Raw genomic sequence first — 26160 nt, 5'->3', positions numbered from 1 at the left:
TCACTCTTTCTCCATGTTTAGCGGGAAATGACAGGCATACAGATGAGTTCTGGCTCCGGTCAGGCGCGGCGTTTCAATGCATTCACGCTGCGCGTAGGGGCAGCGCGGCCCGAGACGACAGCCGATCGGCAGCTGCTCGAGCAGGGGGATGGCTCCCGGCAGCGTATTCAGGCGGCTTTTATGCGGGAGCGCGCTGCCAAAATCCGGGATCGCGCGGATTAATGCCTGGGTATACGGATGATGAGGCGTTGTCACCAGCTCTTCGCTGGGCGCCGTTTCTACCGTTTGTCCGCAGTACATCACATTGATTTTATCCGCCCACTTGCTGAGCATCTGCATATCGTGGCTGATCAGCAAAATGGTGGTGTTATTGTTCTGGTTCAGACGCGTAAGCAGGCGGATAATTTGCGCCTGGGTCGTCGGCTCCATGGCGTTGGTCGGCTCATCGGCGATCAGCAGACGCGGCTGGTTGGCGAGGGCGATGGCAATCATCACCTTCTGACACTCCCCGTCGGTTAATTCGTAGGGGAAACTGCGCATGGCGTCTTTGTGATCTTTAATCCCGACGCGGTGCAGCAGTTCGATGGCCCGGCGTTTTCGCCAGCCGATGCGCTGCCACCAGCGGCCTTTAAAGGTCCAGCCGGGGATATTCTGCATTAGCTGCAGGCCGATACGCTCCGACGGATCGAGACAGGACTGCGGCTCCTGAAAAATCATTGACACGTTGTGGCCAATCAGCTTGCGGCGTTCGCGGCTGGAAAGGCGTAAGAGATCGATATCATCGAAACGCATACGGTCGGCGGTCACCCGCCAGTTGTCTTTGGTGACGCCGCAGATCGCTTTGGCAATCAAGCTTTTACCGGATCCGGATTCGCCCACCAGGCCGCGAATCTCACCTTCCGCAAGGGTCAGGCTGACACGGTCGACGGCTTTGACCCAGCCCTCGTTGGTTTTGAACTCAATGGTCAGGTTGCGAATATCAAGTAACGGCATTATTCCACCCCGGCGATAATGGCGCGGCGGATCCCGTCGCCCAGCAGGTTGACCAACAGGACGCTAATCATAATCGCCGCGCCGGGCAGCATCACCGTCCATGGCGCGACGTAAATCAGCTCCAGCGCGTCGCCCAGCATCGCGCCCCATTCCGGGGAAGGAAGCTGAGCGCCGAGGTCGAGAAAGCCCAGGGCAGCGATATCGAGAATCGCCATCGATAATGCGCGGGTGATCTCCGTGACCAGCCCGGAGGCGATATTCGGCAGCACCGCAAACCAGAGAATATTTAAGGTCGATGCGCCGTCGAGACGGGCGGCGATGACGTACTCTTTTTCCAGCTCATCATGCACCATGCTGTAGACCGAGCGTACGATGCGCGGCAGCAGCGCCAGCCAGACGGCGAACATCGCGTGGCTCAGATGCGGCCCGGCGAAAGCCACGACAATAATGGCCAGCAGCAGCGACGGAATCGACAGCAGGGTATCGAGGATATGGTTCAACATCGCCGACAGCAGGCCATGGGTTGAGCCGGCAACGACGCCGAGCACCAGGCCGAACAGCGTCGCCGCGAAGGTGACGACAAAAGCGCCGCCGACGGTCGGCGCCGCACCGCTCAGCAGACGGCTCAACACATCGCGACCGAGATCGTCGGTCCCGAGGAAGAACGAGACTTCGCCATAGCGCGACCATGACGGCGGCAACAGCTGGTAGCCAAGAAACTGCTGATCGATACCATAAGGGGCAAACCAGCCGCCGAAGACGCACAGCAGCACCAGACCGGCGCAGCCGTACAGGCCGATCATCGCAGTCGTGTCGCCGTAGAATTTTCGCCAGACGGTACGCAGCGCCCCAGGCGGACGCTTTTCCAGATACACGCTATCGTAGGGCATACCATTCCTTATGTTTCAGCGGGTTAGCCATCGCACCCAGAATATCTGATATCACGTTGACGGTAATCACCAGGGCGCCAATGACCATGACGCCGGCCGAAATGGCGGCGTAATCCTGCTGGCGAATCGCATTTATCAACCAGCGACCGAGCCCCGGCCAACTGAAGACCATTTCAGTGATCATCGCCAGGGTCAGCATGGTGGAAAACTGAAGCCCAAGACGTGGGATCACCGGCGGCAGAGCGTTGTGCAGAACGTGGCGGTGTAAAATCGTCCGCCGCGACACGCCGCGGGTGGCCGCCGCCTTCACGTAGTTGGTGTCATACACTTCGCTGGTGCTGATGCGCATCAGGCGGATCACTTCGGTGGTGGGGGCGACCGCCAGCGTCAGCACCGGCAGCACCATATGGCGTACGGCGCTGACGATCATCTCATGGCGCCACGGCGAGTCAGACAGCCAGGCGTCAATCAGCGCAAAACCGGTCACCGTTTTCACCTCGTACAGCAGGTCGAAGCGCCCGGAGACCGGGAACCAGCCGAGGGTCAGAGAGAAAAAGAGCGTCAGCAGCAGCGCCAGCCAGAACACGGGAATCGAGAAGCCGAGCAGCGCGAGGGCGCTGATCAGCGTATCGGGCCACTTGTTGCGCATTATCCCCGCCAGCATACCGACGGGGATACCCACCAGCAGCGCGAAGCCAAATGCGAGGATACACAGCTCCATGGTGGCCGGAAAAACCTCTTTCAGCTGTTCAGAAATCAGCTGGCCGTTAATGCTGGAGACACCGAAGTCCCAGTGCAACAGTCCGCTGAACCAGAACTGCCAGGCGTTCCACAGCGAGGCGCCCTGCAGCGGGGCGTGGGGCGTAAAATAGCTCAGGCTGAAGCCGACGAAGGTCAGGAAAAAGAGGGTGACCAGCAGCAGCAGCAGGCGGCGCAGGGTAAAAATAATCATGGTTTTTTCACCTCGTCTTTTTTCTCCCGCGAGACGCCCGCAAAGGAGGCGTTGCCAAACGGACTCAGTATCAGACCTTTCATATCATAGCGGTAAGCCTGCAGACGCAGCGATGAAGCCAGCGGCAGCACCGGCAGGTCGCGGGCCAGGATATGCTGTGCCTCTTTATAGGCTTCAATGCGCGACGCCAGCTGCTGCGAGCGCAGGGCCTTTTGCAACACCTCGTCAAATTCGCGATTGCACCAGTGGGCGAAGTTGGTCTGTGAGGCAATGGCCGCACAGCTCAGCAGCGGTCGGAAAAAACTATCCGGGTCGTTGCTGTCCGTGGCCCAGCCGGAGAGCGTCAGATCGTGGTTCATGTCCATCAGTCTGGCCTCCTGGAAACGGCCTTCGACCGGCACAATAATGACCTTCACGCCAATTTGCGCCATGTCCGCCTGAATCAGCTCGGCGGTTTTCAGCGGGCTGGGGTTCCAGGCCTGCGAGCTGGTGGGTACCCAGAGCTTGAGCGTCAGCTTTTCCAGCCCCAGCGCTTTGAGCCGCTCGCGAGCTTCTTTCGGGTTGTATTCGGTAATTTTAGCGTCGTTATCGTAGGCCCACGAGGCGCGCGGCAACATTGACGCGGCGGTTTCCGCCGTACCGTAATAAATAGACTGCATCAGGCGTTGGTTGTTGATAGCCAGCGCCAGCGCATGGCGAACTTCCGGTTTATCCAGCGGCGGTCGGGCGGTATTGAACGCCAGCCAGGCGATATTCATTCCCGGGCGTAGGGTCAGACGCAGACGGGGATCGTCGCGTAAAATGGTCAACTGGCTGGCGGCAGGCCAGGCCAGAACGTCGCACTCCCCGGTGAGCAGTTTCGACAAGCGGCCGGTGCCGCCGGAACCGAGGTCGACGACCACCTGCGGCATCAGCGGTTTGCCACGCCAGTAGTCCGGATGGCGCTGCAGGCGCACGTACTGCCCGGCGCGGTACTCTTCAAGCTGGAACGGACCGGTACCAACCGGTTGACGGTCAAGCTGTTCCGGACGATCGGCTTTGATCAACTGCGCGCCGTATTCTGCAGACATGACCGACGCATAGTGGGTCGCCAGGTGCCAGAGGAATGAGGCATCCGGGCGCTTCAGGCGAAATTCGACGGTTTGGTTGTCCAGCTTGCGCACGCTTTCAACGCTGTCGGCAAACTGTAAGCTGTCGAAATAAGGGAAGCTGCTGCCGTTGACGCTGTGCCACGGATCGTCGCGGTTAAAAATACGACTGAAGGTGAAAATCACATCGTCGGCGTTAAAGGCGCGGGTGGGTTTAAACCACGATGTCGACTGGAAAGGGACGTGGCTACGCAGATGGAAGCGGTACGTCGCGCCGTTATCCAATACTTCCCAGCTTTCGGCCAGCTCAGGGACCAGACGGTAGGTATAAGGATCGACATCCAGCAGGCGATCGTACAGCTGGGCGGCTAAGGTGTCGACAATCAGACCGCTGCTGACTTTTTGCGGGTTAAAGGTATTAACCTGCCCGCTGACGCAGTAAACAAAGCCGCTATCGCGAATATCGGCATTCGCGGGCAACGTGGGCGCGGCAAGAGCCTGCCCGCACAGCAGCGACGCTACCGCCAGGAGAGAAGATATTTTCAGGCGCATAATGTTTTTATGATGATAGAGCGGTGCTCTATCTTATTAATATTGAATGACATATTCCATCACCTTCAACGCTCACAGGGACAATATCACGACGGCTGCGCCGTTGTGCTGTTCCGCAGGTTCGAATGCATACCACACCGCTACTTCGAGTATACCTCGTAAAACCACCAGGCGTTTTTATCCTCCATCTCCCTGAATAAACGGACAAAGCGTACGAGAGCACGGGTCGCGCCGATCGTGATGCTGCAAAGGGGACTATGGATTGATATTGATCAAAAACCTGAGGGTATGGTGCTCTTTTAGGCGCTTCTCAGCATATTCATGCGGTGTATGGCGGATAATGAAACATGGTATCTTTTTATTGCCACTTTCTCCAGTTAGCTGTTAATTCACCGGCGCTTACAGCGGAAGCAAGCGGTTATATCGACCGATATAATCCTTCGGCGTGATTTCGATCGCCGTCCCACCGCGATGGGTGGCGACAAAGCTGCGCAGAACCAGCCCGCTGCACTTCTCGCTAATTTCCCAGCCCTGTTCGCTGTAGGAGTCCAGGGTTGAACGGATACATAAATCGGAGAAGATCATCATTACGGAGAGGGCGGGCGACCGATGGTTTTTCATCGTGTGGGTCAAGCTGACATGGGCCGCATAGCGACTAAGAGTATGAATATTAACCGGAATCATGTGCGTTTTCAGTCCATTGAACGATGATGCGCAGACTATAATTCACATTGGCACATCTTACCAGTTACAAATAATTAACTCGGGGCGGGCGCGCCGGTTGTCATGCAATGCTGGCGAGGCGGGATAATGCGGGCCGGCGTCTGCGACCTGCCCGCATAGTTTCATGCTCAGTCAGGTGAGCGATTGGGACAGATTGACCAGCGCAAATTTAAGCACGCTGTCGCCGTTGAATGCGGCGTAGGGCAGGCTTTCAATAACCGCAATCTCCTGCTTGTCTTGCAGCACGTTAGCGATTTCATCCCGTTTATATTGAACATGCGGCGCTACTAAAATGGCGTCATAGGCCGGGGCAACGCTAAATACATTCTCCAGGCCTACGGCACTAATTAACAGATTCAGACCCTGCGCATCCGCTATTTTTTGCATTTTCTTCGCTAAGATGTTCGCTGTCTCGCCAGACAGGCAACATATCAGTAATTTTTTCACGGTTTTATCCTCGATGGAGTACCGCAACTACCTTATTCCGCTCCCGGCGGAGAAAATGCGTGGCCCATCAATTTTGTCTGACAAATATATCCGGGCGCGAGATAAAAGGGCGGCCGGGCCAGGCGCGCTGAGCATACGGTCATCGTTTTAGTGACGTTGTCACTTGTCGTGATTCAGGTGACGCAGATCGTCCAGCAGGCCCGGACCGGTGGGCTGCCAGTTCAGCTGCTGGCGGGTCCAGACGGACGTGGCGCGTAAATCCATTCCGGCAAAGGCGGCAAACCAGCCAAAGTGGGCCGCCGCGCGATCGGCGCTCAGGGACTGCAGCGGCAGGTGCAATTTCTCCGCCACCACCTCGGCGATGCGCAGAGAGGGGATGGCCTCTTCAGCAACGGCATGATAGCGCCTGCCGGCCAGACCTTGTTCCAGCACCCGCAGGTACAGCGCGGTAACATCGCTGATGTGTGCGGCCGACCAGCAGTTATTCCCGTCGCCGACCACGACCACGACCCCTTTTTCTGCCGCATGCGCGATGTAATAGGTCAATAAGCCCTGGCGGGTGGTGTCATGCACCTGCGGCAGTCGCACCACCCGGACATCCACCCCGGCATCCAGCAGCCGGTTTCCCGCACGCTCTGAGGCGGCGCGCGGGTTCGGGTGCGCGGGATTGAAGTGCATTTCACTGGCGGGTAGTCCGTTACCGATGTCACCCATGGCGGTACCGGAAGTGATGATGAGCGGCCGCCGGCTCCCCTGCAACGCCGCGCCGATGGCGAGAATAATGCGCTGGTCTTTTTCGCAGTTTTCCACAAAGCGGCTGAAATCATGATCGAAAGCGGTGTGGATCACCGCATCGCAGCGGGTGACCGCTTCCAGCAGCGAGCGCGGCTCTTCCAGTGTTCCGTACTGCACGTCTGCGCCTGCCGTCTGCAGCGCGAGGGCGCTGGCCTCTGAACGCGCCAGGCCGGTGACCTGGTGTCCGGCGGCCAGCAGTTCGTTGAGAATACGCGAGCCGATAAATCCGGTCGCGCCGGTGAGAAAAATTCGCATAACCTGCCTCCAGAATGAGTATCCAGGCTATGGTAGTCTTAACGCGATACGATAAAAGTAGAGACATTATCAGGGTATAAAGACTAACAGGTTTAGCATGAGCGACTCTTCAACGTATGCATTGGGTGAATTTCTGCGGGCGCGGCGTTTACGGCTCGATCCGGCAACATTTGGCTTTACGCCAGGCCGTCGGCGCACGCCTGGGCTCCGGCGCGAAGAGGTTGCTCAGTTGGCCAATATCAGCCCCACCTGGTATACCTGGCTGGAGCAGGGGCGCGGCGGAGCGCCATCCCGCGAAGTGCTGGGCCGTATTGCCGGTGGCCTGAGACTGACTACGCCGGAGCGTGAACACCTGTTTATTCTGGCATTTGGTCATCCGCCGGAAACCCGGCTGATTGTCTCCGACGACATTACCCCGCGTTTACAGCGGGTGCTGGATGCGCTCCCCGTTCCGGCAATCGTTAAAACCGTCGCCTGGGACGTGATTGCGTGGAATGATGCCGCCGCCCGCGTCCTGACCGACTACGGTCGGCTACCGCCCGCCGAACGCAATATTCTCCGGCGCCTGTTTACCAATCACTCTGCGCGCAGCGCGCTGGAAGACTGGTCATCCGTAGCCCGCCTTATCGTCAGCGCCTTTCGTGCTGATGTTGCCCGGGCAGGAGCATCGACGGAAAACGAACGGCTCATTGCCGAGCTCAGTCGTCAGAGCCCGGAATTTGACGCCTTCTGGCGTAGCAACGATGTGGCCGGGCAGGGCGAAGGCTTTAAGCGCATGCATCATCCGCAGCTTGGTATGATTGAGCTGGAGTTTTCCACCTTTACCGTTGACGGTCGCCCGGACCTCAACATGATGGTGTTTAACCCGGCTAGCGAGGCGAGCCGGGTGAAAATCGATGCCTGGGTCAAACAGGGCAAGCCGTCATCTGATGGTGGCGAGGTTAGTCACTTATCGGGGTAAATTCGTAGAGAACCAGGGCGTTGCTCTCCAGCGAGTCGACGACATGCCAGCCGTTTTCCGGCCGCTCCTCTGAGACGCTCAGCGCCGGGCGGGCTTTGTGCATTATCCAGTGATAATCCTCTTCGTCCGGCCCGCTCTGGCTACGAAAGGCGTCAAAAAGCGGGAATAACGCCCCGTGATGGCGATCGAAAAGATGTTGTTTAACCCGCCAGCGGCCCTCCAGCCCCGATAGCTGCACGCTATAGGGCTGGCTGAAGCGTTGGATAAAAGCCTCTTCGCTGGAGAGCCAGGGGTTGAACACCACCGTATTACGTAACAGCAGCTGATAGTGCTCCCCGTGGCGTAACAGCAGCAGGTTTTTGTCATTCACCAGCACCTCACCACGCAGCCGTCTCCAGAGCCACAGCACCCAGTAAACCGGGCGCGGGAGGCCGTGCAGATAGTGCAGCGCCAGGCTCGAGGTATCCAGCTTACCGTTCGCCCGCGCTTCGCCCTGCAGGCCTGAGTTGAGCCAGAACCCGGCCAGCCATACTTGATCCGCCAGCCCCAGCAGATTATCCATCAACAGCGCGCCGCGAAAGAAACGGCCGTTGGTGTCGCGGGTGTTGCCGGTCAATGTATTCCAGGAGAGTAGCCAGACGGGAAGCGACAGCTGGCGCTGGCGCAGGGCGCTGTGGATCTGGCGCAGTTTATGTACCGGGTAGTTTTCGCTGGCGGCCAGTCTGCTGCTATCGAGCTGGGCCAGATCCAGCAGTTCGTTTGCATCAGCCTGACAGGCGAGAAAGCTGGCTTCGCTCAACAGCGGCGAACGGAGCAGTGCGTCTTCGCCAATGGCGCTCTCCGGGAAGCGATGCCAGATCCCCAGCTGCGGCTGCGGCAGTATCGCCCGCAGCGTATCGCGCTGCTGCTGCCAGGCGTGCTGGCGCGCCTCTTCGCTGGCCTGGGGTGACCAGTGCCAGACAAATCGCCAGCTGGCGAGCGTCGCCGGGGGGAAATGATTGGCCGCGAGGCGTAAAAAACGCTGTAGCAGATCGCAGCGGGTGGTCAGCCCGGTATGCAAAATCAACCCCCAGCCCATATTGGCCAGCCAGCTGAAAATTTGCTGCAGCTGGTACCAGCAGGCATAGCCTGCTATCTGCGGGTCATCCCAACCGGTGGCGAACAGTCTGCTGCTGAGAAACGGGTCATTAATATCAATCGCATAGACTGGCAGGGTATCGTGCAGCCGCTCCAGCTCGCGGCGGACATCTTCACGTAATAAATCATCCAGCTCGCGTACGGTGACCACGATTCGGGTATGGCGTAATGGCGCGGCCCGGCCCGGCAGCTGACGCAGATCAATCTGGCGGGTCTGCTGCGGATTCAGCCGCGGCGGAGGATTATCCCAGCCGTTTTTCTCCGGCTCACTCAGCCGGGCATAGAGGCGCTCCACGGCGACCGGCTGCCAGATATCGGCCTGACCGATGCGTGAGCGGGTGGATTCCGGGTGGCTCTGCGGATGCTGCTGGCGAAACTGACGCGGCGTCAGTTCATGCAGTCGTTTAAACAGGTCGCTCATGATGCGGGTGCTGGCGAACCCTTGCTCCTGGGCAATCTGCTGCACCGACTTGCGGGTGGTGAGGAGCTGTTCGGCCGCCTTGCTGAGACGCAGTGCGGTAATGTACTGCACAAAGCTTACGCCGACCTCCTTGCGAAACAGCCTTGATAGCCAGGCTTCGGAGACAAATTCCGCTGCGGCGACATCGTGTAGCGAAAGCCGCTGCTGATAGTTGGCCTCGATCCGCGCCACCACCCGGGCAATGCGGCGGCTCCACTTCTCCGCCCCGCGCTGTGTCCTGGCGATGACGGGCCGGGTATAGCGAGTGGCCAGCAGCAGGGCAATTTCACTGAGCCAGCGATTGGCTTCCAGGCGGTAGCGGGACTGGTGATTTACCAGTTCAATGACCAACAGCTGGCGCATCAGATGGCGCAGGTTATCATCGGCATCGCGGGTTGCGTCCGCGACCTGGTAGTCGACGGCGAAAAAATCACCGTCAAGACGCGTCAGCCAGCCGTAAGGCAGGGTCAGCAGCATCACCGCATTGGCGGCGGATGCGGTCAGGCTCCAGCGCTGATGACGGTTCACTATCGCCAGGTCGTCAGTATCCAACTGCTGGCGGAGTTCGCCGTCATGCAGCCCGACGCGGCCTTCCAGCACCCACAGCAACGTTAAGGCATCGCTATCCTGTTGACTGTACTGACGAACATCGCGAACCACGACGCTAAAATCGCCTGAATGGTGTTCCACCGTAACGCCCCCTCAAAGACAAAAAATAACAGGTTATTTTTTGTCATAACCGATTTTTATGAAAAGCACTCATGAATAATCCGTCAATATAAAACAAAAAACAGCGCATCGTGGGCTTTTTAACCGCATAAACTCGAAAGTGTCGCGCAAACCCAATGAAGGAATAACAAAAATGACACATCCACTTATTGAGGCATTACAGGTTAATGAAGCGCAGTTTATCGCCCTGCGTCGCCGTTTCCATCAGCAGCCGGAGATCGGCTTCGAAGAACATCAAACCAGCGATGAAGTCGCACGCCTGCTGGCCGAATGGGGCTATGAGGTGCATCGTGGTCTGGCGGGAACCGGCGTGGTCGGGACGTTAACCGTCGGCAGAGGTCAGCGTCGCCTTGGTCTGCGCGCCGACATGGACGCGCTGCCGATGCAGGAGGCGAGCGGTAAAGCCTGGGCCAGTCAGGTCGATGGCCGTTTTCACGGCTGCGGTCATGACGGGCACACCACCACGCTTCTCTACGCCGCCGAGTATCTGGCGCGCACCCGGCAGTTTAATGGCACGCTACAGCTGATTTTTCAGCCCGCCGAAGAGCTGCTGTACGGTGGGCGGGTCATGGTGGAAGACGGCCTGTTCGACAAATTCCCCTGCGACCGGATCTTTGGTCTGCACAATATGCCGGGGCAGGCGGTGGGTAAAATTGGTCTGCGCGACGGCGCGATGATGGCCTCCTCCGATACCCTGCATATTGAGGTCAAGGGGGTGGGCGGGCACGGGGCGGTACCGGAGCATACCGTTGACGCCACGCTGGTTGCCTGTCACATCACGCTGGCGCTGCAATCCATCGTTTCGCGTAATATCACGCCATTTGAACCGGCGGTGGTGACCGTCGGCAGTATTCAGGCGGGACATGCGCCAAACATTATCAACGATAAGGTACTGATGAAGCTGACGGTCCGTACTCTGAACGAGCAGGTACGTGAAACGGTCCTGCAGCGCATTCACGATATTGCCGTTGCCCAGGCGGAAAGCTTTAACGCCACGGCCACCTTAACCCACGTCAACGGCAGCCCGGTGCTGAAAAACGATCCCGCCGCGAATCAGATGGTGCGCGAGGTGGCGACATCGCTGTTTGGCGCAGCGCAGGTCGGGGAGGTGAAACCGTTTATGGGCAGCGAAGATTTTGCCTTTATGCTCGAACATAATCCGAACGGGTGTTATTTCACTATCGGCGCCGGAGACGAAGCCGATCGCTGCATGGTGCATAATCCCGGATATGATTTTAACGACGAGATCCTGCTCAAGGGCGCGGCGCTGTGGTGCGGCCTGACGGAACATTATCTGCGCTAACGACCCGCGACCGGGAGGACCCTATTATGAGCTCCGTATCTCTGACCGACACCCCGTTTGTCGGCACCGATCGTCTGCTGGCGGGCATCGTGCTGAGCGTGCTGACCTTCTGGCTGTTTGCCCAGTCGGTCATTAACGTCGTGCCGGCAATGAAAAGCAGTCTGGATATTTCCCTTGAGACGCTGACGCTCGCCGTCAGCCTCAGCGCACTTTTCAGCGGTTGCTTTGTTGTCGCCAGCGGCGGGCTGGCGGATAAATTTGGCCGGATGCGCATGACCCATATCGGCTTAGGATTGAGTATTGCCGGTAGTGCGCTGCTGATCGTGGCCCAGGGACCATGGCTGTTTCTCGCCGGGCGGGTTTTACAGGGGCTGTCGGCGGCCTGCATCATGCCCGCGACCCTGGCATTGATCAAAACCTGGTATGAAGGCAAGGCCCGCCAGCGCGCAGTAAGCTTCTGGGTTATCGGTTCATGGGGCGGTAGCGGGCTGTGTTCATTCGTCGGCGGCGCCATCGCTACCGGTCTCGGCTGGCGCTGGATCTTCGTCTTTTCCATTGCCGTCGCGCTGGTGGCGCTGATGCTGCTGCGCGGCACGCCGGAAAGCCGTAGCGCCGGCGCGCAGCAGCAAAAGCTGGATATCAGCGGTCTGTTGAGCCTGATCGCCTCGCTGGTACTGTTGAATCTGTTTATCAGCAAAGGGCACGGCTGGGGCTGGAGCAGCAGCCTGTCGCTGACGATGTTTGCCGGCTCGCTGCTGGCGGCAGGGTTTTTCATCCGCAGCGGTCTGCGCAAAGGGGATGCCGCGCTGATTGATTTTGCGCTGTTTCGCAACCGGGCCTACAGCGCCGCCGTGCTGTCTAACTTTCTGCTTAACGGCGCGATTGGCACGATGATGATCACCAGTATCTGGCTGCAAAAAGGGCACAATATGACCCCGCTGGAGACCGGCGGCATGACTCTGGGCTATCTGGTGACCGTTCTGGCGATGATCCGCGTGGGGGAAAAGCTGCTGCAGCGCTACGGCGCCAGGCTGCCTATGATGACCGGGCCGCTGTTAACCGCGGTGGCGATTGTACTTATCTCCTGCACCTTTCTCGATAAGTCGCTCTATATCGTCACCGTCTTTCTCAGCAACGTGCTGTTTGGCCTCGGGCTGGGGTGCTATGCGACACCGTCTACCGATACGGCGGTAGTGAACGCGCCGGAAAACAAAGTGGGCGTCGCCTCGGGGATTTACAAAATGGGCAGCTCGCTGGGCGGGGCGATGGGCATTGCGGTGACAGCGTCACTTTTTGCGCTGTTTTTACCGCTCGGTATGGCCAGCGCCGCGCAGTATGCGCTGTGGTTTAACGCGGCGATGTGCCTGGGAGCTACGGTGGTCAGCGCCCTGATGCTGCCGCATAGCTCTCACAGCTGATGTTTTTTGAGCAGCGCCCGCAGCTGGTGGTAGGTTAACCCGAGCAGCGCCGCCGCCTGTTTCTGATTGTACTTCGCCTGCTGCAGGCTCGTCTGCAGCAGGTTTTTTTCTTGTTCCTGCTGAAAGGCCCGCAGATCCACAGGCAGCGTTGGTCCGGCGGGATGCGCGGCAACGTCTGCGGCGGGCGACTGAAGCGGCTGATGTTGATGGAAAGGATTAATGATGATGTTATCCAGTTCGCTGTCGCTGGTCCCGTGGCGATACACCGAGCGCTCCACCACGTTTTTCAGCTCGCGAATATTCCCCGGCCAGCGGTAGCCGAGCAGCGTTTCGCGGGCGCGGTCGCTGAAGCCGGGAAACAGCGGCAGCCCCAGTTCGCGACACATCTGGATAGCGAACTGATTTGCCAGCAGCATAATGTCGCTCTGTCTGTCGCGTAGCGGCGGCAACTGCACCACATCGAAGGCGAGGCGGTCGAGGAGGTCGGCGCGGAAATGGCCGTCCTCAACCCTCTGCGGCAGATCGGCGTTGGTCGCGCAAACCAGACGCACGTTAACCTGCAGCGGCTGACTGCCGCCCACGCGCTCCAGTTCGCCATATTCAATCACCCGCAGCAGCTTTTCCTGGACCAGCATCGGCGCTGTCGCCAGTTCATCCAGAAACAGGGTTCCACCGTCGGCGCGCTCAAAGCGCCCCGGATGACGCTTGCTGGCGCCGGTAAAGGCGCCGGCTTCATGGCCAAACAGTTCGCTATCCAGCAGATTTTCATTCAGCGCCGCGCAGTTGAGGGAGATGAACGGTCCCTGCCAGCGCGAAGAGAGAAAGTGCAGGCGGTTGGCGATAAGCTCTTTACCAGTACCGCGTTCACCAATAACCAGCACCGGTTTGTCCAGTGGCGCCAGCCGCGACACTTGTTCCAGCACCTCGAGAAAGCTGTTCGCTTCGCCGAGCAGGTTGTCCTTGTATTCCGCCATGATGAAATTCGCCATTTATTCGTGTGATTCACCAGGCTACTGTAGCAACCCGTTGTGCAGATAACAACCACTCCTTTTAAAATCAATAAGATAAAAAGTTGGCACAGGATTTGTATTAATCAGCGTAAGTATCATCGCAGGCCACGGCCTGAAATCAGAACTATGAGGATCAACGTTATGGGTATTTTTTCTCGTTTTGCCGACATCGTGAACGCCAACATCAACTCCCTGCTGGAGAAAGCGGAAGATCCGCAGAAGCTGGTGCGTCTGATGATCCAGGAGATGGAGGATACGCTGGTCGAAGTCCGTTCAACTTCGGCGCGTGCGCTGGCGGAAAAGAAACAGCTGAGCCGTCGAATTGAACAAGCGCTTGCCCAGCAGGCCGAGTGGCAGGAAAAAGCTGAACTGGCGCTGCGTAAAGATAAAGAAGATCTGGCGCGTGCCGCGCTTATCGAAAAACAAAAGCTGACCGACCTTATCGGCAGTCTGGAAAATGAAGCGCAGATGGTTGACGAAACGCTGACGCGGATGAAAAAAGAGATTGGCGAGCTGGAGAATAAACTGAGCGAAACCCGCGCTCGCCAGCAGGCGCTGACACTGCGTCATCAGGCGGCCAGCTCTTCCCGCGATGTACGTCGTCAGCTGGATAGCGGTAAAATTGATGAAGCGATGGCGCGTTTTGAATCCTTTGAACGCCGCATCGATCATATGGAAGCCGAAGCGGAAAGCCATGGTTTTGGTAAACAGAAAACGCTGGATCAGCAGTTTGCCGACCTGAAAGCGGATGATGAAATCAGCGCCCAGCTGGCGGCGTTGAAAAGCAAAATGAACCAAAACAACTAATGGCAGAGGCCAGCGCCTTCAGAACTGGCGGGCCGGATAGGGCGGGCGCAGCTAAAGCCGGTCGTGAGCCGATGCCCCGACGTTCTGAAGGATAATGCGTTGCGGCGCTGCTATGCGCCGCCGTTCACTCACCGTAAGGAGTACACATGAGTACGCTTTTTATTGCCATACCTCTGACGCTGTTTGTGCTGTTCGTTTTACCGGTCTGGCTTTGGCTGCACTACAACAACCGCACCGCGAGCGGCAGCTTATCGCAGAATGAACAGCAGCGTTTGCTGCAGCTGACCGACGATGCAAAGCGCATGCGCGAACGTATTCAGACGCTGGAAGACATTCTTGATGCCGAACATCCGAACTGGAGAGACAAATAATGGGCGGACTGGATCTGAATAAAAAACTGTGGCGCGTGCCGCAGCACGGCATGGTAAAAGGCGTCTGCGCCGGTATCGCGCAGTATCTGGATGTGCCGGTCAAGCTGGTACGACTGATTACCGTACTGGCGATGATCTTTGGCCTGTTTTTCTTTGTGGTGGTGGCGTACATCATCCTGACGTTCGCTCTTGACCCGATGCCGGAAAGTGAATTGTACGGCGAGAAAATGCCGACCAGCGGTGAGCTGCTGGCCGCGGCGGATCAAGAACTGGCGGCCAGCGAACGCCGCCTGCGCGAAATGGAACGCTATGTCACGTCGGATACCTTTACGTTACGCAGCCGTTTTCGCCAGCTCTAACTGAAATCTGAGGTCACGCATGAACATAAAATGGCAGCAGGCAGGGCAAAAAGTGAAACCCGGCCTGAAAATCGCGGGTAAGCTGGTTCTGCTGACCGCGTTACGTTATGGCCCGGCGGGCGTTGCCGGCTGGGCGGTGAAATCGGTGGCGCGTCGGCCGTTAAAAATGTTGCTGGCGGTGGCGCTGGAGCCGTTGCTCAGCCGTCTGGCCAACCGTTTTGCCCGCGGGATGAAATGATTTATCGAGGCGATGCGCCAGGCGTATCGTTGCGACGTCCACGGGGTGGACGGGTGAGGTCGCGCAGGCACTCCTGCGCGCGCCTGGCGCGCAGCGACTGAGGTGAATGCCATCAGCCGTCAATCTTCCGCAGCGCTGGCGGGAATCTTTCTACTTATCCTCACCTAATAGCTTATAATCAAAGCACTTTCCTTCAGAGCATAACAGGATGGCAATGAAGCGATTCAAAACTGAATTCAATGCACTGGTGAACCGTGGCGTTGACCGTCATTTGCGTCTGGCGGTCACCGGCCTGAGCCGCAGCGGTAAAACCGCCTTTATCACCGCGCTGGTCAATCAACTGCTGAATATTCACTCCGGGGCACGCCTGCCGTTGCTTAGCGCGGTGAGAGAAGAGCGCCTGCTTGGCGTCAAACGGGTTCCGCAGCGTGATTTCGGCATTCCGCGTTTTACCTATGACGAAGGGCTGGCGCAGCTGTACGGTTCGCCGCCGGTCTGGCCGACGCCGACCCGCGGGGTAAGCGAAATTCGCCTGGCGCTGCGCTACCGCTCCAGCGAATCGCTGCTCCGCCATTTTAAAGAGACCTCCACGCTGTACCTGGAGATCGTCGATTATCCGGGCGAGTGGCTGCTTGATTTACCGATGCTGGCGCAGGATTACCTCAGCTGGTCGCGGCAGATGACCGGCCTGCTGCAAGGGCAGCGTGAGGCGTGGTCCGCTCGCTGGCGTCAGCTCTGCGACGGGCTGGATCCGCTGGCGCCGGCGGATGAAAACCGTCTGGCGGAGATTGCCGCCGCGTGGACGGAGTATCTGCATGCCTGCAAACGAGAAGGGCTGCACTTTATTCAGCCGGGGCGCTTTGTGCTGCCGGGAGATATGGCCGGGGCGCCGGCCCTGCAGTTTTTCCCCTGGCCGGATGTCGACGCCATTGGCGAAGCGAAGCTGGCCCAGGCGGATAAACACAGCAACGCCGGAATGCTGCGCGAACGCTTTAAATATTACTGCGAAAAAGTGGTGAAGGGCTTTTACAAAGACCACTTCCTGCGCTTTGACCGCCAGATCGTGCTGGTGGACTGCCTGCAGCCGCTGAACAGCGGCCCGCAGGCTTTCAACGATATGCGCCTGGCGCTGACTCAGCTGATGCAGAGCTTCCATTACGGCCAGCGAACCCTGTTCCGCCGTCTGTTTTCCCCGGTGATCGATAAGCTGCTGTTTGCCGCCACCAAAGCCGATCACGTCACCGTCGATCAGCACGGCAATATGGTTTCTCTGCTGCAGCAGCTGATTCAGGACGCCTGGCAGAACGCCGCGTTCGAAGGCATCAGTATGGATTGTCTGGGGCTGGCATCGATCCAGGCGACGCAGAGCGGGTTGATTGAGGTTAACGGCGAGAAGATTCCCGCGCTGCGCGGAAATCGCCTGAGCGACGGTCAGCCGCTGACCGTCTACCCCGGAGAGGTTCCGGCGCGGCTGCCGGGTCAGGCGTTCTGGCAACAGCAGGGGTTTCAGTTTGAGAATTTCCGTCCGCAGGTGATGGACGTCGATAAGCCGCTGCCGCATATTCGCCTGGATGCCGCGCTTGAATTTTTGATCGGAGATAAATTGCGATGAGCGAACCCTTAAAACCGCGTATCGATTTCGACGGTCCGCTGGAAGCGGAGAAAATGGAAGCGCTGAAATCGGCCCGCGCCTTTGACGGCGCAGAGGCGGCGAAATTTGCCCCGGCGCGAGTCGACGCGCTGGAGGAAGACGAGGGGGCGGCAGAAGCGGTAGTCGAATCGGTTCTGCGGCCGAAACGGAGTTTATGGCGACGCATGGTCAGCGCCGGTCTGGCTATTTTTGGCGTCAGCGTCGTGGCGCAGGGCGTACAGTGGACAATGACCGCCTGGCAAACCCAGGACTGGATTGCGCTGGGCGGCTGTGCGGCGGGAGCGCTGATTGCCGGCGCCGGTGTCGGGTCGGTCGCCACCGAATGGCGGCGGCTGTGGCGTCTGCGCCAGCGGGCCCACGAGCGCGATGAGGCGCGGGATTTGATGCACAGTCACGCGGTCGGAAAAGGGCGCGCGTTTTGCGAGAAACTGGCGCAGCAGGCCGGGCTGGATCAGGCGCATCCCGCGCTGCAGCGCTGGTATGCGGCGATTCATGAAACGCAAAACGACCGGGAAGTGGTCAGCCTGTATGCGCAGCTGGTGCAGCCGGTGCTGGATGCCCAGGCGCGGCGGGAAATCAGCCGTTCGGCGGCGGAGTCCACGCTGATGATTGCCGTCAGCCCGCTGGCGCTGGTGGATATGGCCTTTATCGCCTGGCGTAATTTACGCCTGATCAACCGCATCGCCACGCTGTATGGCATTGAGCTGGGTTATTACAGCCGCCTGCGTCTGTTCCGCCTGGTGCTGCTGAATATTGCCTTTGCCGGCGCCAGCGAACTGGTGCGGGAAGTGGGCATGGACTGGATGTCGCAGGACCTGGCGGCCAGACTTTCGGCACGTGCGGCGCAGGGGATTGGCGCCGGACTGCTCACGGCGCGTCTGGGGATTAAGGCAATGGAGCTGTGCCGCCCACTACCGTGGATCGCTGACGACAAACCGCGGCTGGGCGATTTCCGTCGTGAACTGATTGGTCAGCTGAAAGAGACGCTGCAAAAAAGTAAAAGCGGTCCGCAGCCCTGATCGCCTTCTGATAACCGCCGGGCGACCGGCGGTTTTAACGTCGCTCCCCCGACTGCCGGGGCTTTGAACGGATATCTTTACGCCATAACGGCCGTTTTTCCGCCATGCTGTCAATAATTGTTGACAGCTATCTTCACGCCAGCAAATAACTGTCCTATTATTCATCCGTCATTGGCCTTTTTAGGGTGAATACTCCCATGCGTCTTGAAGTCTTTTGTGAAGACCGTCTTGGTCTGACTCGTGAATTGCTTGATTTGCTGGTGCTCCGCGGTATCGATCTGCGCGGCATCGACATTGATCCCATTGGCCGAATTTATCTTAATTTTGCCGAGCTGGAGTTCGCCAGCTTCAGCAGCCTGATGGCGGAAATCCGTCGGATCGCCGGCGTGACCGACGTGCGTACCGTGCCGTGGATGCCGTCGGAACGTGAACACCTGGCGCTTAGCGCGCTGCTGGTGGCGATGCCGGAACCGGTGCTGTCGCTGGACACCAAAGGTAAGGTTGAACTGGCGAACCCCGCCAGCTGCCAGCTGTTTGCGCAGAGCCAGGAGCGGCTGCGCAATCATCCGGTCGCTCAGTTAATTACCGATTTTAACGTCCAGCGCTGGCTGGAGAGCAGCCCGCAGGAGTCGCATAGCGAGCATGTGGTGGTTAACGGTCAGAATTTCGTGCTGGAAATCACCCCGGTCTACCTTGAAGGCGAACACGGCGAACGGGTCCTGACCGGCGCGGTGGCGATGCTGCGTTCCACCGTCCGTATGGGGCGTCAGCTGCAAACCATGACGACGCAGGACACCAGTGCCTTCAGTCAAATCCTCGCCGTCGGCCCGAAAATGCGCCATGTCGTCGAGCAGGCCCGTAAGCTGGCGATGCTCAGCGCGCCGCTGCTGATCGTCGGCGATACCGGAACCGGCAAAGATTTATTCGCCCACGCCTGCCATCTGGCCAGTCCGCGGGCGAACAAACCCTATCTGGCGCTGAACTGTGGCTCCATCCCGGAAGATGCGGTGGAAAGCGAGCTGTTTGGCGATGCCATTCAGGGTAAAAAAGGCTTCTTTGAGCAGGCGAACGGCGGTTCGGTCCTGCTGGATGAAATCGGCGAAATGTCGCCGCGGATGCAGACCAAGCTACTGCGTTTTCTCAATGACGGCACCTTCCGGCGCGTCGGGGAGGATCATGAAGTTCACGTCGACGTGCGGGTCATCTGTGCGACGCAGAAAAATCTGCTGGAGCTGGTGCAGAAGGGATTATTCCGCGAGGATCTCTACTACCGCCTCAACGTGCTCACCCTCTACCTGCCGCCGCTGCGCGACTGTCCGCAGGATATCATTCCGCTGACGGAGCTGTTTGTTTCACGGTTTGCCGACGAGCAGGGGATCCCGCGACCGAAGCTTTCCGCCGACCTCAGCACGGTGTTGACCCGCTATAGCTGGCCCGGCAACGTTCGCCAGCTGAAGAATGCGGTTTACCGCGCGCTGACCCAGCTCGAAGGCTATGAGATGCGCCCGCAGGATATTTTGTTGCCGGATCACGATGTGGCTTCACTACCGGTTGGCGAAGAGGCGATGGAAGGGTCGCTGGATGATATAACGCGTCGCTTTGAACGCTCGGTACTTACCCAGCTTTATCGCAGCTTCCCGAGCACGCGTAAGCTGGCGAAGCGCCTCGGCGTATCGCATACCGCGATCGCCAACAAGCTGCGTGAATACGGTCTGAGCCAGAAGAAAGGCGAAGAGTAGGCGCAATCACCGGCGGCTCAGGCGGCCGGTGACAACCGGATGCCATAGAGGCTTCTGCCTGTCGCCGGCTTCTGTATATACTCAGTTTTCTTCATCTTTTTCCAGGAATACGGATGTCAACTTCACCGGGTCATCTGCTTCAGTGGATGAAACTGCTGGGACTCTCTGCCGGACTCTCTGGGGTCCTGTTTGGTCTGCACCTGCCTGCGGCATTGCTGCTGGGGCCGATGATCGCCGGGATAACGTTGAGTCTGCGCGGGGCGAACATTCGCGTTCCGCGCCCGTTTTTTATTGCCGCTCAGGCCATTATCGGCTGCATGATCGCCCGCACGCTGACCCCCTCTATTTTTAGTGTCCTGATCGGGCACTGGCCGCTGGTGCTGCTTATCCTCTTCTCCACGCTTGCCGTCAGCGCGCTGACGGGATGGCTGCTGGTGCGCTATAGCGCGCTACCGGGCGCGACCGGCGCGTGGGGCAGTTCGCCTGGCGGAGCGTCGGCCATGGTGGTGATGGCGCAGGAGTACGGCGCCGACGTGCGGCTGGTGGCTCTGATGCAGTATCTGCGGGTACTGTTTGTCGCGGGTGCGGCGGCGCTGGTGGTACGTTTTGCCCTGGGCGGCGATGCGCAGGCGCTGACCCAGCAGATCGTCTGGTTTCCGCCATTGACGTGGCAGCTGCCGTGGACGCTGCTGCTGACGATGGTTGCGGGATGGCTGGGGCTGAGGATGCGTTTCCCGTCCGGCGCGATGTTATTCCCGATGCTGGCGGGCGCGGTGGTGCAGGGGGAGGGCTGGTGGATGCTGGAACTGCCTGAATGGCTGCTGGCGCTGGCGTATGCTGCCATTGGCTGGAGCGTTGGGCTAAAGTTTAATAAAGAGATCTTCCTGCTGGCCCTGAAGACGCTGCCGCAGATTATCGCCTCCATTATCGGCCTGATTGTGGTTTGTGCGCTGTTGGCGCTGGGCGTGACCCAGGTGCTGCCGCTCGATTTTATGACCGCTTATCTGGCGACAAGCCCCGGCGGGCTGGATACGGTGGCGATCATTGCCGCAGGTACGCGGGCGGATATGTCGTTTATCATGGCGATGCAGACGCTGCGTCTGTTTACCATTTTGCTGACCGGCCCGATGATGGCGCGTTTTATTTCACGTTATGCGCCGCAGAAATAAATAAGCCTCCGCATAGCGGAGGCTTAACGTAGCCGGAAGGCTGGCGGTGACGCCATTTTCCGGGATAGCTTATGGTCTTAGCCTTTCAGCGAAGCCAGGGCCGCATCGTAGTCCGGCTCTTCGGTGATTTCGTTCACCAACTGGCTGTAAACAACCTGGTCATTTTCATCAACAACGACCACCGCACGCGCGGCCAGACCGGCCAGCGGGCCGGCTGCAATGGCGACACCGTAATCGGCCAGGAACTGCGGTGCGCGCAGCGTGGACAGCGTGACGACATTGTTCAGGCCTTCCGCGCCGCAGAAGCGAGACTGAGCGAACGGCAGGTCGGCAGAGATGCACAGTACAACGGTGTTATCCAGCTCGGAGGCCAGTTGGTTAAATTTACGAACCGATGCCGCGCAAACGCCGGTATCGATGCTCGGGAAAATATTCAGTACTTTACGTTTGCCGGCGAACTGGCTCAGCGCGACGTCAGAGAGATCTTTGGCGACCAGCGTAAACGGCTGCGCGGTAGCGCCAGCCTGCGGAATGGTGCCCTGAACAGAAACGGGGTTGCCCTGGAAATGCACGGTTTGTGACATGTTTATCTTCCTGTTTACATATAGTTAACGTCACGGATAGTGTATGACATCCGTTATCGGCACGGCAAATCCTATTTAATGTTTCCCCTGGAGGAACCTGGGAATGCGAAACCTGCGAGTGTACGAAGAAGCCTGGCCGTTACATACGCCTTTTGTGATTGCCCGCGGCAGTCGCAGCGAGGCGAAGGTGGTGGTGGTGGAAATTGAAGAGGACGGCGTAAAAGGCGTTGGAGAGTGCACGCCGTACCCGCGCTATGGGGAGAGCATTGCGTCAGTCATGGCGCAGATCCTCACCATTGGCGAGCAGCTGGAAAGCGGCATAACCCGCGAACAGCTCCAGCATCTGCTGCCGGCAGGGGCAGCGCGCAACGCCGTAGATTGCGCACTGTGGGATCTGCAGGCCCGTCGCGTCGGGAAGACGATTCCGCAACTGCTGGGGATCGGGCTCCCCAATCGGGTGGTGACGGCGCAGACGGTGGTGATCGGTACCCCTGAACAGATGGCGGCCAGCGCCGCCGCGCTGTGGGAGAAGGGGGCCAGGCTACTGAAGGTGAAACTGGATAATCATCTGATCAGCGAACGGCTGATTGCCATTCGCAACGTGGTACCAGAGGCGACGCTGATAGTGGATGCCAATGAATCCTGGTCCGGCGATGGCCTGGCGGCGCGCTGTCAGCTGCTGGCGGATATCGGCGTGGCCATGCTCGAACAGCCGCTTCCGGCGGACGCCGATGACGCGCTGGAAAACTTTATTCACCCGCTGCCTGTCTGTGCCGACGAGAGCTGCCACACCCGTGATAGCCTGCCGCAGCTGCGCGGGCGCTATGAGATGGTGAATATTAAGCTGGATAAAACCGGCGGCTTGACCGAAGCGCTGTTTCTGGCGCAGGAGGCCGGGGAGCTGGGGTTTGAACGTATGCTGGGCTGCATGCTTTGCACGTCGCGGGCCATTTCCGCGGCGCTCCCGCTGGCGCCGCTGGCGCGTTTCGCCGATCTGGATGGCCCGACCTGGCTGGCGGTGGATGTTGAGCCGGCGCTGCATTTCAGCACCGGAGTGCTTCATCTCTGAGCGTGCCAGCGCAGCAGATCCATCATCGCCGACAGATGCTTTTCCGTCGCTTCGTCGGCCGAGACGGGCGGAAACTCGGCGGTGATGCAGGGCAGGCCGATATCGGCGCACCAGCTGCCAAAAGAGCCGGGGGTTTCGTAACCGACGCTGCCGACCAGCGGCAGGGCAAAAGCCTCGGCCAGCCACTGTCCCAGCTCGCTGTGGCCGGGATCTTCAATGCAGGCCAGCGGATCGTGGAAGGAGACAACCCACGCCGGGTGGATCTGATGGATCAGCTGGCACAGTGCCTGCGTTTCCGGTTCTGAACCGGGCTTTTCGCCGGTCAGCAGTACCACGTCGCGCTGTTCTGCCGCGCTATTCCAGCGATACACCGTTTCCCCTTCTTTCCAGTTTGCTGCGGGGAAGTTGCGGTTCAGATCGACGCCGCGGGCGTTGGCCCGTAGCCCCAGTTGACAGCCATCGGGATTCACCGCCAGCACGACGTGATGGCGGCGTAATTCCGGCTTCAGGGTACGCAGCGCGCAGGAGAGCGTCACGATCGATGAGTTTTCATCGCCGTGGGTACCGGCAAGAATCAGGCCGCTGCGGCTGTCCGCCAGCGGGGCGGGGAACCAGAGCAGCGGCGCGCCAAGATGTGACTGACCATAGCGCTGCGTACCGGGCGGAAAGGCGCCGCGTAGGGGGCGAGGACGGGAAACGGGCATAGGGCATCCTGTTAGCAGGTTATTTTCTGCAGTGTTGTGTAAAAGCCTCCCGGAATCAAATAGTTTCCTGAGGCGGCTAAATCAGTAGACAGGTCAATTTTCTATCACAAGCCGTTTGCAATTTCAGGTGATGAAACAAATAATTATCGCTCTGCCAGCTCTGGTTCTTTTATTTTAAAGGGGATCTCATGAAGTATCCTGTCACATTGACATGCGGCGCGCTGTGGTTAGCCAGCGTTTCTTCTCTTGCCTGGGCGGCGGATGTCCCCCAGGGAACCGTATTAGCCGAAAAGCAGATGCTGGTACGGCATATTAAAGATGAACCCGCATCCTTAGATCCCGCCAAAGCCGTTGGTCTGCCGGAAATTCAGGTGATTCGCGATCTTTTTGAAGGTTTAGTCAACCAGGATGCGAAAGGCAATATTATCCCAGGCGTGGCGACCCGCTGGCAGAGTAATGATAACCGCGTCTGGACGTTTACGCTGCGCGATAACGCGCGCTGGTCCGATGGCTCACCGGTGACGGCAGAGGATTTTGTTTATAGCTGGCAGCGTCTGGTCGACCCGAAAACCACCTCGCCTTTCGCCTGGTTCGCCGCGCTGGCGGGGATCAGCAACGCGCAAAATATTATCGACGGTAAAGCTGCGCCGCAGACGCTGGGCGTCACCGCCGTTGATGCGCGTACCCTGCGCGTGCAGCTGGATAAACCGCTGCCGTGGTTCAGTAACCTGACGGCCAGCTTCGCGTTTTATCCGGTACAGAAAGCCAACGTGGAGAGCGGTGCCAACTGGACGCGTCCGGGCAATCTTATCGGCAACGGTGCTTACGTTTTAAAAGATCGCGTGGTTAACGAAAAACTGGTGGTCGTCCCAAACAGTCACTATTGGGATAATGCGAAAACGGTCATTCAGCAGGTGACGTTTGTCCCGATCAATCAGGAATCCTCGGCAACGAAACGCTATCTGGCCGGCGATATTGATATCACCGAGTCTTTCCCGAAGAATCTGTATCAGAAATTGCTGAAGGATATTCCGGGTCAGGTGTATACGCCGCCGCAGCTGGGAACCTATTACTACGCCTTTAATACCCAGAAAGGTCCTACCGCCGATGAGCGCGTGCGTCTGGCGCTGAGCATGACTATCGACCGTCGTCTGATGGCGGAGAAGGTACTGGGAACCGGCGAAAAACCGGCCTGGCACTTTACGCCGGACGTGACCGCCGGGTTTACACCGCAGCCGTCGCAGATGGAAAGCATGAGCCAGGCCGAGCTGAATGCTCAGGCCAAAGCGTTATTGCAGGCGGCAGGCTACGGTCCCGGTCGTCCGCTGCAGCTGACGCTGCTGTATAACACTTCGGAAAACCACCAGAAAATCGCGATTGCGGTTGCTTCGATGTGGAAGAAGAATCTCGGCGTGGATGTGAAGCTGCAGAATCAAGAGTGGAAAACTTATATCGATAGCCGCAATACCGGCAATTTTGATGTGATTCGCGCTTCATGGGTAGGGGATTATAATGAGCCTTCCACTTTCCTGTCGCTGCTGACCTCGACCCACAGCGGGAATATCTCCCGTTTTAACGACCCGGCTTATGACAAGATTCTGAGCCAGGCGGCGCTGGAAACCTCGGAGAAAGCGCGCAATGATGATTACAATGCGGCGGAAAAAATCATCATGAGTAAAGCGCCTATCGCCCCGATTTACCAGTATACCAACGGGCGGTTGATTAAGCCGTGGCTGAAAGGGTATCCGATTAATAACCCGGAAGATGTTGCCTATAGCCGTACGATGTATATCGAAAAGCACCCGTAATTGTTACCTCAGCACCGTTTAACAGGGCGCGGTTATCCGCGCCCTGTTTTGGCAATATTGATGGACTGACGGCACGTGCTGACGTTGTGTCAGAGGGGGGAGACATCTCCCTTTTGCGCAGGCCCATGCTGATCTTGTCGCAGCAACAGTATAAATATCAACGTATAGGGGGCTCATTACCGCTATGTTAGCGTCGCGCAGGGGACAGGAGCGGAAGACTATGACTTTTTTAGAGTGTAACCGATATATTTATTAATATGATGTAAAAGCCAGGTGCGTCTCTGATTCATCGTTTATTAGCACGGACGCAGGCCATATTATGACTCACTTCTTTTTCTGGCAAACAGATTAGCAAATTTTTGCAGTTCCTGCTTGTTGGCGAGGTTAAATTTATTCATTACATTTCTTTTGTGTGAAAATACTGTTTTATAGTTCATGCTTAATTTTTTGGCAATATCGGAAGTATTTAATCCGATACTGGTGGCAAAGAGAATTTTTAGTTGTATCGCGGTGACCGATTTACACTGGCAGTCAAGACACCTCCTGAGGCTACATGATGCTGATTCATCTGTGGTTTTTATGCTGTTAACATCCAGTGCTTTTGCAATGATCTTTTTGATATTGATAAGCAAATCTTTTTCGTAAATAAAAACAGAACCTTTAATACAGTTGGGGAGCGGATTTTTTATAATGGGTCCCTTTTGTGGATGAATGATGAAAATTCTCGCGGCATCGCCTCTGTTATTTAGCGTGTCATGACATAAGGAAAACTCGCCCGCGACCATTTCTGTAATGATGATATCGGCGGCGCTGATATTTTTTATATTGTAGGTGAAATCATAAGTGATGTTTTCATTCTCGGCCATGATGTCTTCAATTAATTTTATCATAGCAAGTCTGAAATAAATGTTTTTTATATTAAGTAAAAT

General features: G+C 58.0%; 25 protein-coding genes. 13 read left to right on the top strand and 12 right to left on the bottom strand.

All coding sequences use genetic code 11. The annotated features are described in order from the left end of the window. From sapD to AC007G_RS13030, 7 genes are all read right to left on the bottom strand, one after another. Complete coding sequence (gene sapD / locus AC007G_RS13060; protein WP_004861115.1) at window positions 1–993, bottom strand: putrescine export ABC transporter ATP-binding protein SapD; 993 nt, start codon at window positions 991–993, stop codon at window positions 1–3. Beyond that, window positions 993–1883 carry a putrescine export ABC transporter permease SapC gene (gene sapC / locus AC007G_RS13055; RefSeq protein WP_004861118.1) on the bottom strand — a complete coding sequence of 297 codons (891 nt, stop codon included), beginning with the start codon at window positions 1881–1883 and terminating at the stop codon, window positions 993–995. The genes sapD and sapC overlap by 1 nt, the downstream gene beginning before the upstream one ends. Then, window positions 1870–2835, bottom strand: coding sequence for a putrescine export ABC transporter permease SapB (gene sapB, locus AC007G_RS13050; protein WP_004861121.1), 966 nt, complete (start codon window positions 2833–2835; stop codon window positions 1870–1872). The genes sapC and sapB overlap by 14 nt, the downstream gene beginning before the upstream one ends. Further along, window positions 2832–4475, bottom strand: coding sequence for an ABC transporter substrate-binding protein SapA (sapA, locus tag AC007G_RS13045; RefSeq protein WP_046852684.1), 1644 nt, complete (start codon window positions 4473–4475; stop codon window positions 2832–2834). The genes sapB and sapA overlap by 4 nt, the downstream gene beginning before the upstream one ends. A 399-nt stretch (window positions 4476–4874) precedes the next feature. Continuing rightward, entirely contained in the window at window positions 4875–5159 is a 285-nt protein-coding gene (locus AC007G_RS13040) for a hypothetical protein (RefSeq protein WP_048024413.1), read from the bottom strand. Window positions 5160–5330: 171 nt separating this feature from the next. After that, window positions 5331–5645 carry a PTS sugar transporter subunit IIB gene (locus AC007G_RS13035; protein ID WP_142631128.1) on the bottom strand — a complete coding sequence of 105 codons (315 nt, stop codon included), beginning with the start codon at window positions 5643–5645 and terminating at the stop codon, window positions 5331–5333. Between the two features lie 159 nt (window positions 5646–5804). Next, entirely contained in the window at window positions 5805–6695 is an 891-nt protein-coding gene (locus AC007G_RS13030; RefSeq protein WP_142631129.1) for an SDR family oxidoreductase, read from the bottom strand. Between the two features lie 97 nt (window positions 6696–6792). Between AC007G_RS13030 and AC007G_RS13025 the strand changes: the two genes are divergently transcribed. After that, window positions 6793–7656, top strand: coding sequence for a helix-turn-helix transcriptional regulator (locus AC007G_RS13025; protein WP_046852683.1), 864 nt, complete (start codon window positions 6793–6795; stop codon window positions 7654–7656). Here AC007G_RS13025 and AC007G_RS13020 read toward each other — a convergent pair. Continuing rightward, window positions 7637–9943 carry a helix-turn-helix domain-containing protein gene (locus AC007G_RS13020; RefSeq protein ID WP_142631130.1) on the bottom strand — a complete coding sequence of 769 codons (2307 nt, stop codon included), beginning with the start codon at window positions 9941–9943 and terminating at the stop codon, window positions 7637–7639. The two genes, AC007G_RS13025 and AC007G_RS13020, sit on opposite strands and share 20 nt — an antisense overlap. Window positions 9944–10115: 172 nt before the next feature. On the opposite strand from AC007G_RS13020, the gene AC007G_RS13015 reads away from it, so the two are divergent. Both AC007G_RS13015 and AC007G_RS13010 read left to right on the top strand, forming a co-directional pair. After that, complete coding sequence (locus AC007G_RS13015; protein WP_132467761.1) at window positions 10116–11285, top strand: M20 aminoacylase family protein; 1170 nt, start codon at window positions 10116–10118, stop codon at window positions 11283–11285. Window positions 11286–11311: 26 nt separating this feature from the next. Continuing rightward, a complete protein-coding gene (locus AC007G_RS13010) occupies window positions 11312–12703 on the top strand; it encodes an MFS transporter (protein WP_032688073.1) in 1392 nt (463 codons plus the stop codon). On the opposite strand, the gene pspF is transcribed toward AC007G_RS13010, so the two are convergent. Then, window positions 12694–13692 (bottom strand): phage shock protein operon transcriptional activator, encoded by a 999-nt coding sequence (gene pspF, locus AC007G_RS13005; protein ID WP_162180101.1) that lies wholly within the window; start codon window positions 13690–13692, stop codon window positions 12694–12696. The genes AC007G_RS13010 and pspF overlap by 10 nt on opposite strands. Before the next feature lie 162 nt (window positions 13693–13854). On the opposite strand from pspF, the gene pspA reads away from it, so the two are divergent. From pspA to AC007G_RS12965, 8 genes are all read left to right on the top strand, one after another. Beyond that, a complete protein-coding gene (gene pspA / locus AC007G_RS13000; protein ID WP_004861156.1) occupies window positions 13855–14520 on the top strand; it encodes a phage shock protein PspA in 666 nt (221 codons plus the stop codon). Window positions 14521–14666: 146 nt separating this feature from the next. Then, entirely contained in the window at window positions 14667–14891 is a 225-nt protein-coding gene (gene pspB, locus AC007G_RS12995) for an envelope stress response membrane protein PspB (protein ID WP_004861160.1), read from the top strand. After that, on the top strand, window positions 14891–15250 hold the full coding sequence (pspC, locus tag AC007G_RS12990) for an envelope stress response membrane protein PspC (protein WP_004861164.1): 360 nt from the start codon (window positions 14891–14893) through the stop codon (window positions 15248–15250). The genes pspB and pspC overlap by 1 nt, the downstream gene beginning before the upstream one ends. A 19-nt stretch (window positions 15251–15269) precedes the next feature. Then, window positions 15270–15488 (top strand): phage shock protein PspD, encoded by a 219-nt coding sequence (gene pspD, locus AC007G_RS12985; RefSeq protein ID WP_004861166.1) that lies wholly within the window; start codon window positions 15270–15272, stop codon window positions 15486–15488. A 214-nt stretch (window positions 15489–15702) separates the two neighbouring features. After that, on the top strand, window positions 15703–17100 hold the full coding sequence (locus tag AC007G_RS12980) for a YcjX family GTP-binding protein (RefSeq protein ID WP_015584552.1): 1398 nt from the start codon (window positions 15703–15705) through the stop codon (window positions 17098–17100). Beyond that, window positions 17097–18158, top strand: coding sequence for a TIGR01620 family protein (locus tag AC007G_RS12975; protein ID WP_142631131.1), 1062 nt, complete (start codon window positions 17097–17099; stop codon window positions 18156–18158). The genes AC007G_RS12980 and AC007G_RS12975 overlap by 4 nt, the downstream gene beginning before the upstream one ends. 197 nt (window positions 18159–18355) lie before the next feature. Then, the gene (gene tyrR, locus AC007G_RS12970) at window positions 18356–19897 is read left to right on the top strand and encodes a transcriptional regulator TyrR (protein WP_032688071.1); all 1542 of its coding nucleotides are present in this window, start codon (window positions 18356–18358) and stop codon (window positions 19895–19897) included. A 113-nt stretch (window positions 19898–20010) separates the two neighbouring features. Then, on the top strand, window positions 20011–21066 hold the full coding sequence (locus AC007G_RS12965; protein WP_032688070.1) for an AbrB family transcriptional regulator: 1056 nt from the start codon (window positions 20011–20013) through the stop codon (window positions 21064–21066). A 77-nt stretch (window positions 21067–21143) separates the two neighbouring features. Here the strand turns inward: AC007G_RS12965 and tpx are convergent, their stop codons facing one another. Then, entirely contained in the window at window positions 21144–21650 is a 507-nt protein-coding gene (gene tpx / locus AC007G_RS12960) for a thiol peroxidase (protein WP_032688069.1), read from the bottom strand. Between the two features lie 103 nt (window positions 21651–21753). On the opposite strand from tpx, the gene ycjG reads away from it, so the two are divergent. Further along, on the top strand, window positions 21754–22719 hold the full coding sequence (gene ycjG, locus AC007G_RS12955; RefSeq protein WP_032688068.1) for an L-Ala-D/L-Glu epimerase: 966 nt from the start codon (window positions 21754–21756) through the stop codon (window positions 22717–22719). Here ycjG and mpaA read toward each other — a convergent pair. Then, complete coding sequence (mpaA, locus tag AC007G_RS12950; protein ID WP_032688064.1) at window positions 22710–23423, bottom strand: murein tripeptide amidase MpaA; 714 nt, start codon at window positions 23421–23423, stop codon at window positions 22710–22712. The two genes, ycjG and mpaA, sit on opposite strands and share 10 nt — an antisense overlap. Window positions 23424–23611: 188 nt before the next feature. Between mpaA and AC007G_RS12945 the strand changes: the two genes are divergently transcribed. Beyond that, window positions 23612–25231 carry a peptide ABC transporter substrate-binding protein gene (locus tag AC007G_RS12945; RefSeq protein ID WP_032695894.1) on the top strand — a complete coding sequence of 540 codons (1620 nt, stop codon included), beginning with the start codon at window positions 23612–23614 and terminating at the stop codon, window positions 25229–25231. Window positions 25232–25548: 317 nt separating this feature from the next. On the opposite strand, the gene AC007G_RS12940 is transcribed toward AC007G_RS12945, so the two are convergent. Then, the gene (locus AC007G_RS12940; protein ID WP_185935659.1) at window positions 25549–26097 is read right to left on the bottom strand and encodes a helix-turn-helix transcriptional regulator; all 549 of its coding nucleotides are present in this window, start codon (window positions 26095–26097) and stop codon (window positions 25549–25551) included. Between the last annotated feature and the right edge of the window lie 63 nt (window positions 26098–26160).

It is taken from the genome of Klebsiella sp. CSG-1, from assembly GCF_056521145.1.
This window is presented reverse-complemented; position numbering and strand designations above follow the sequence as displayed.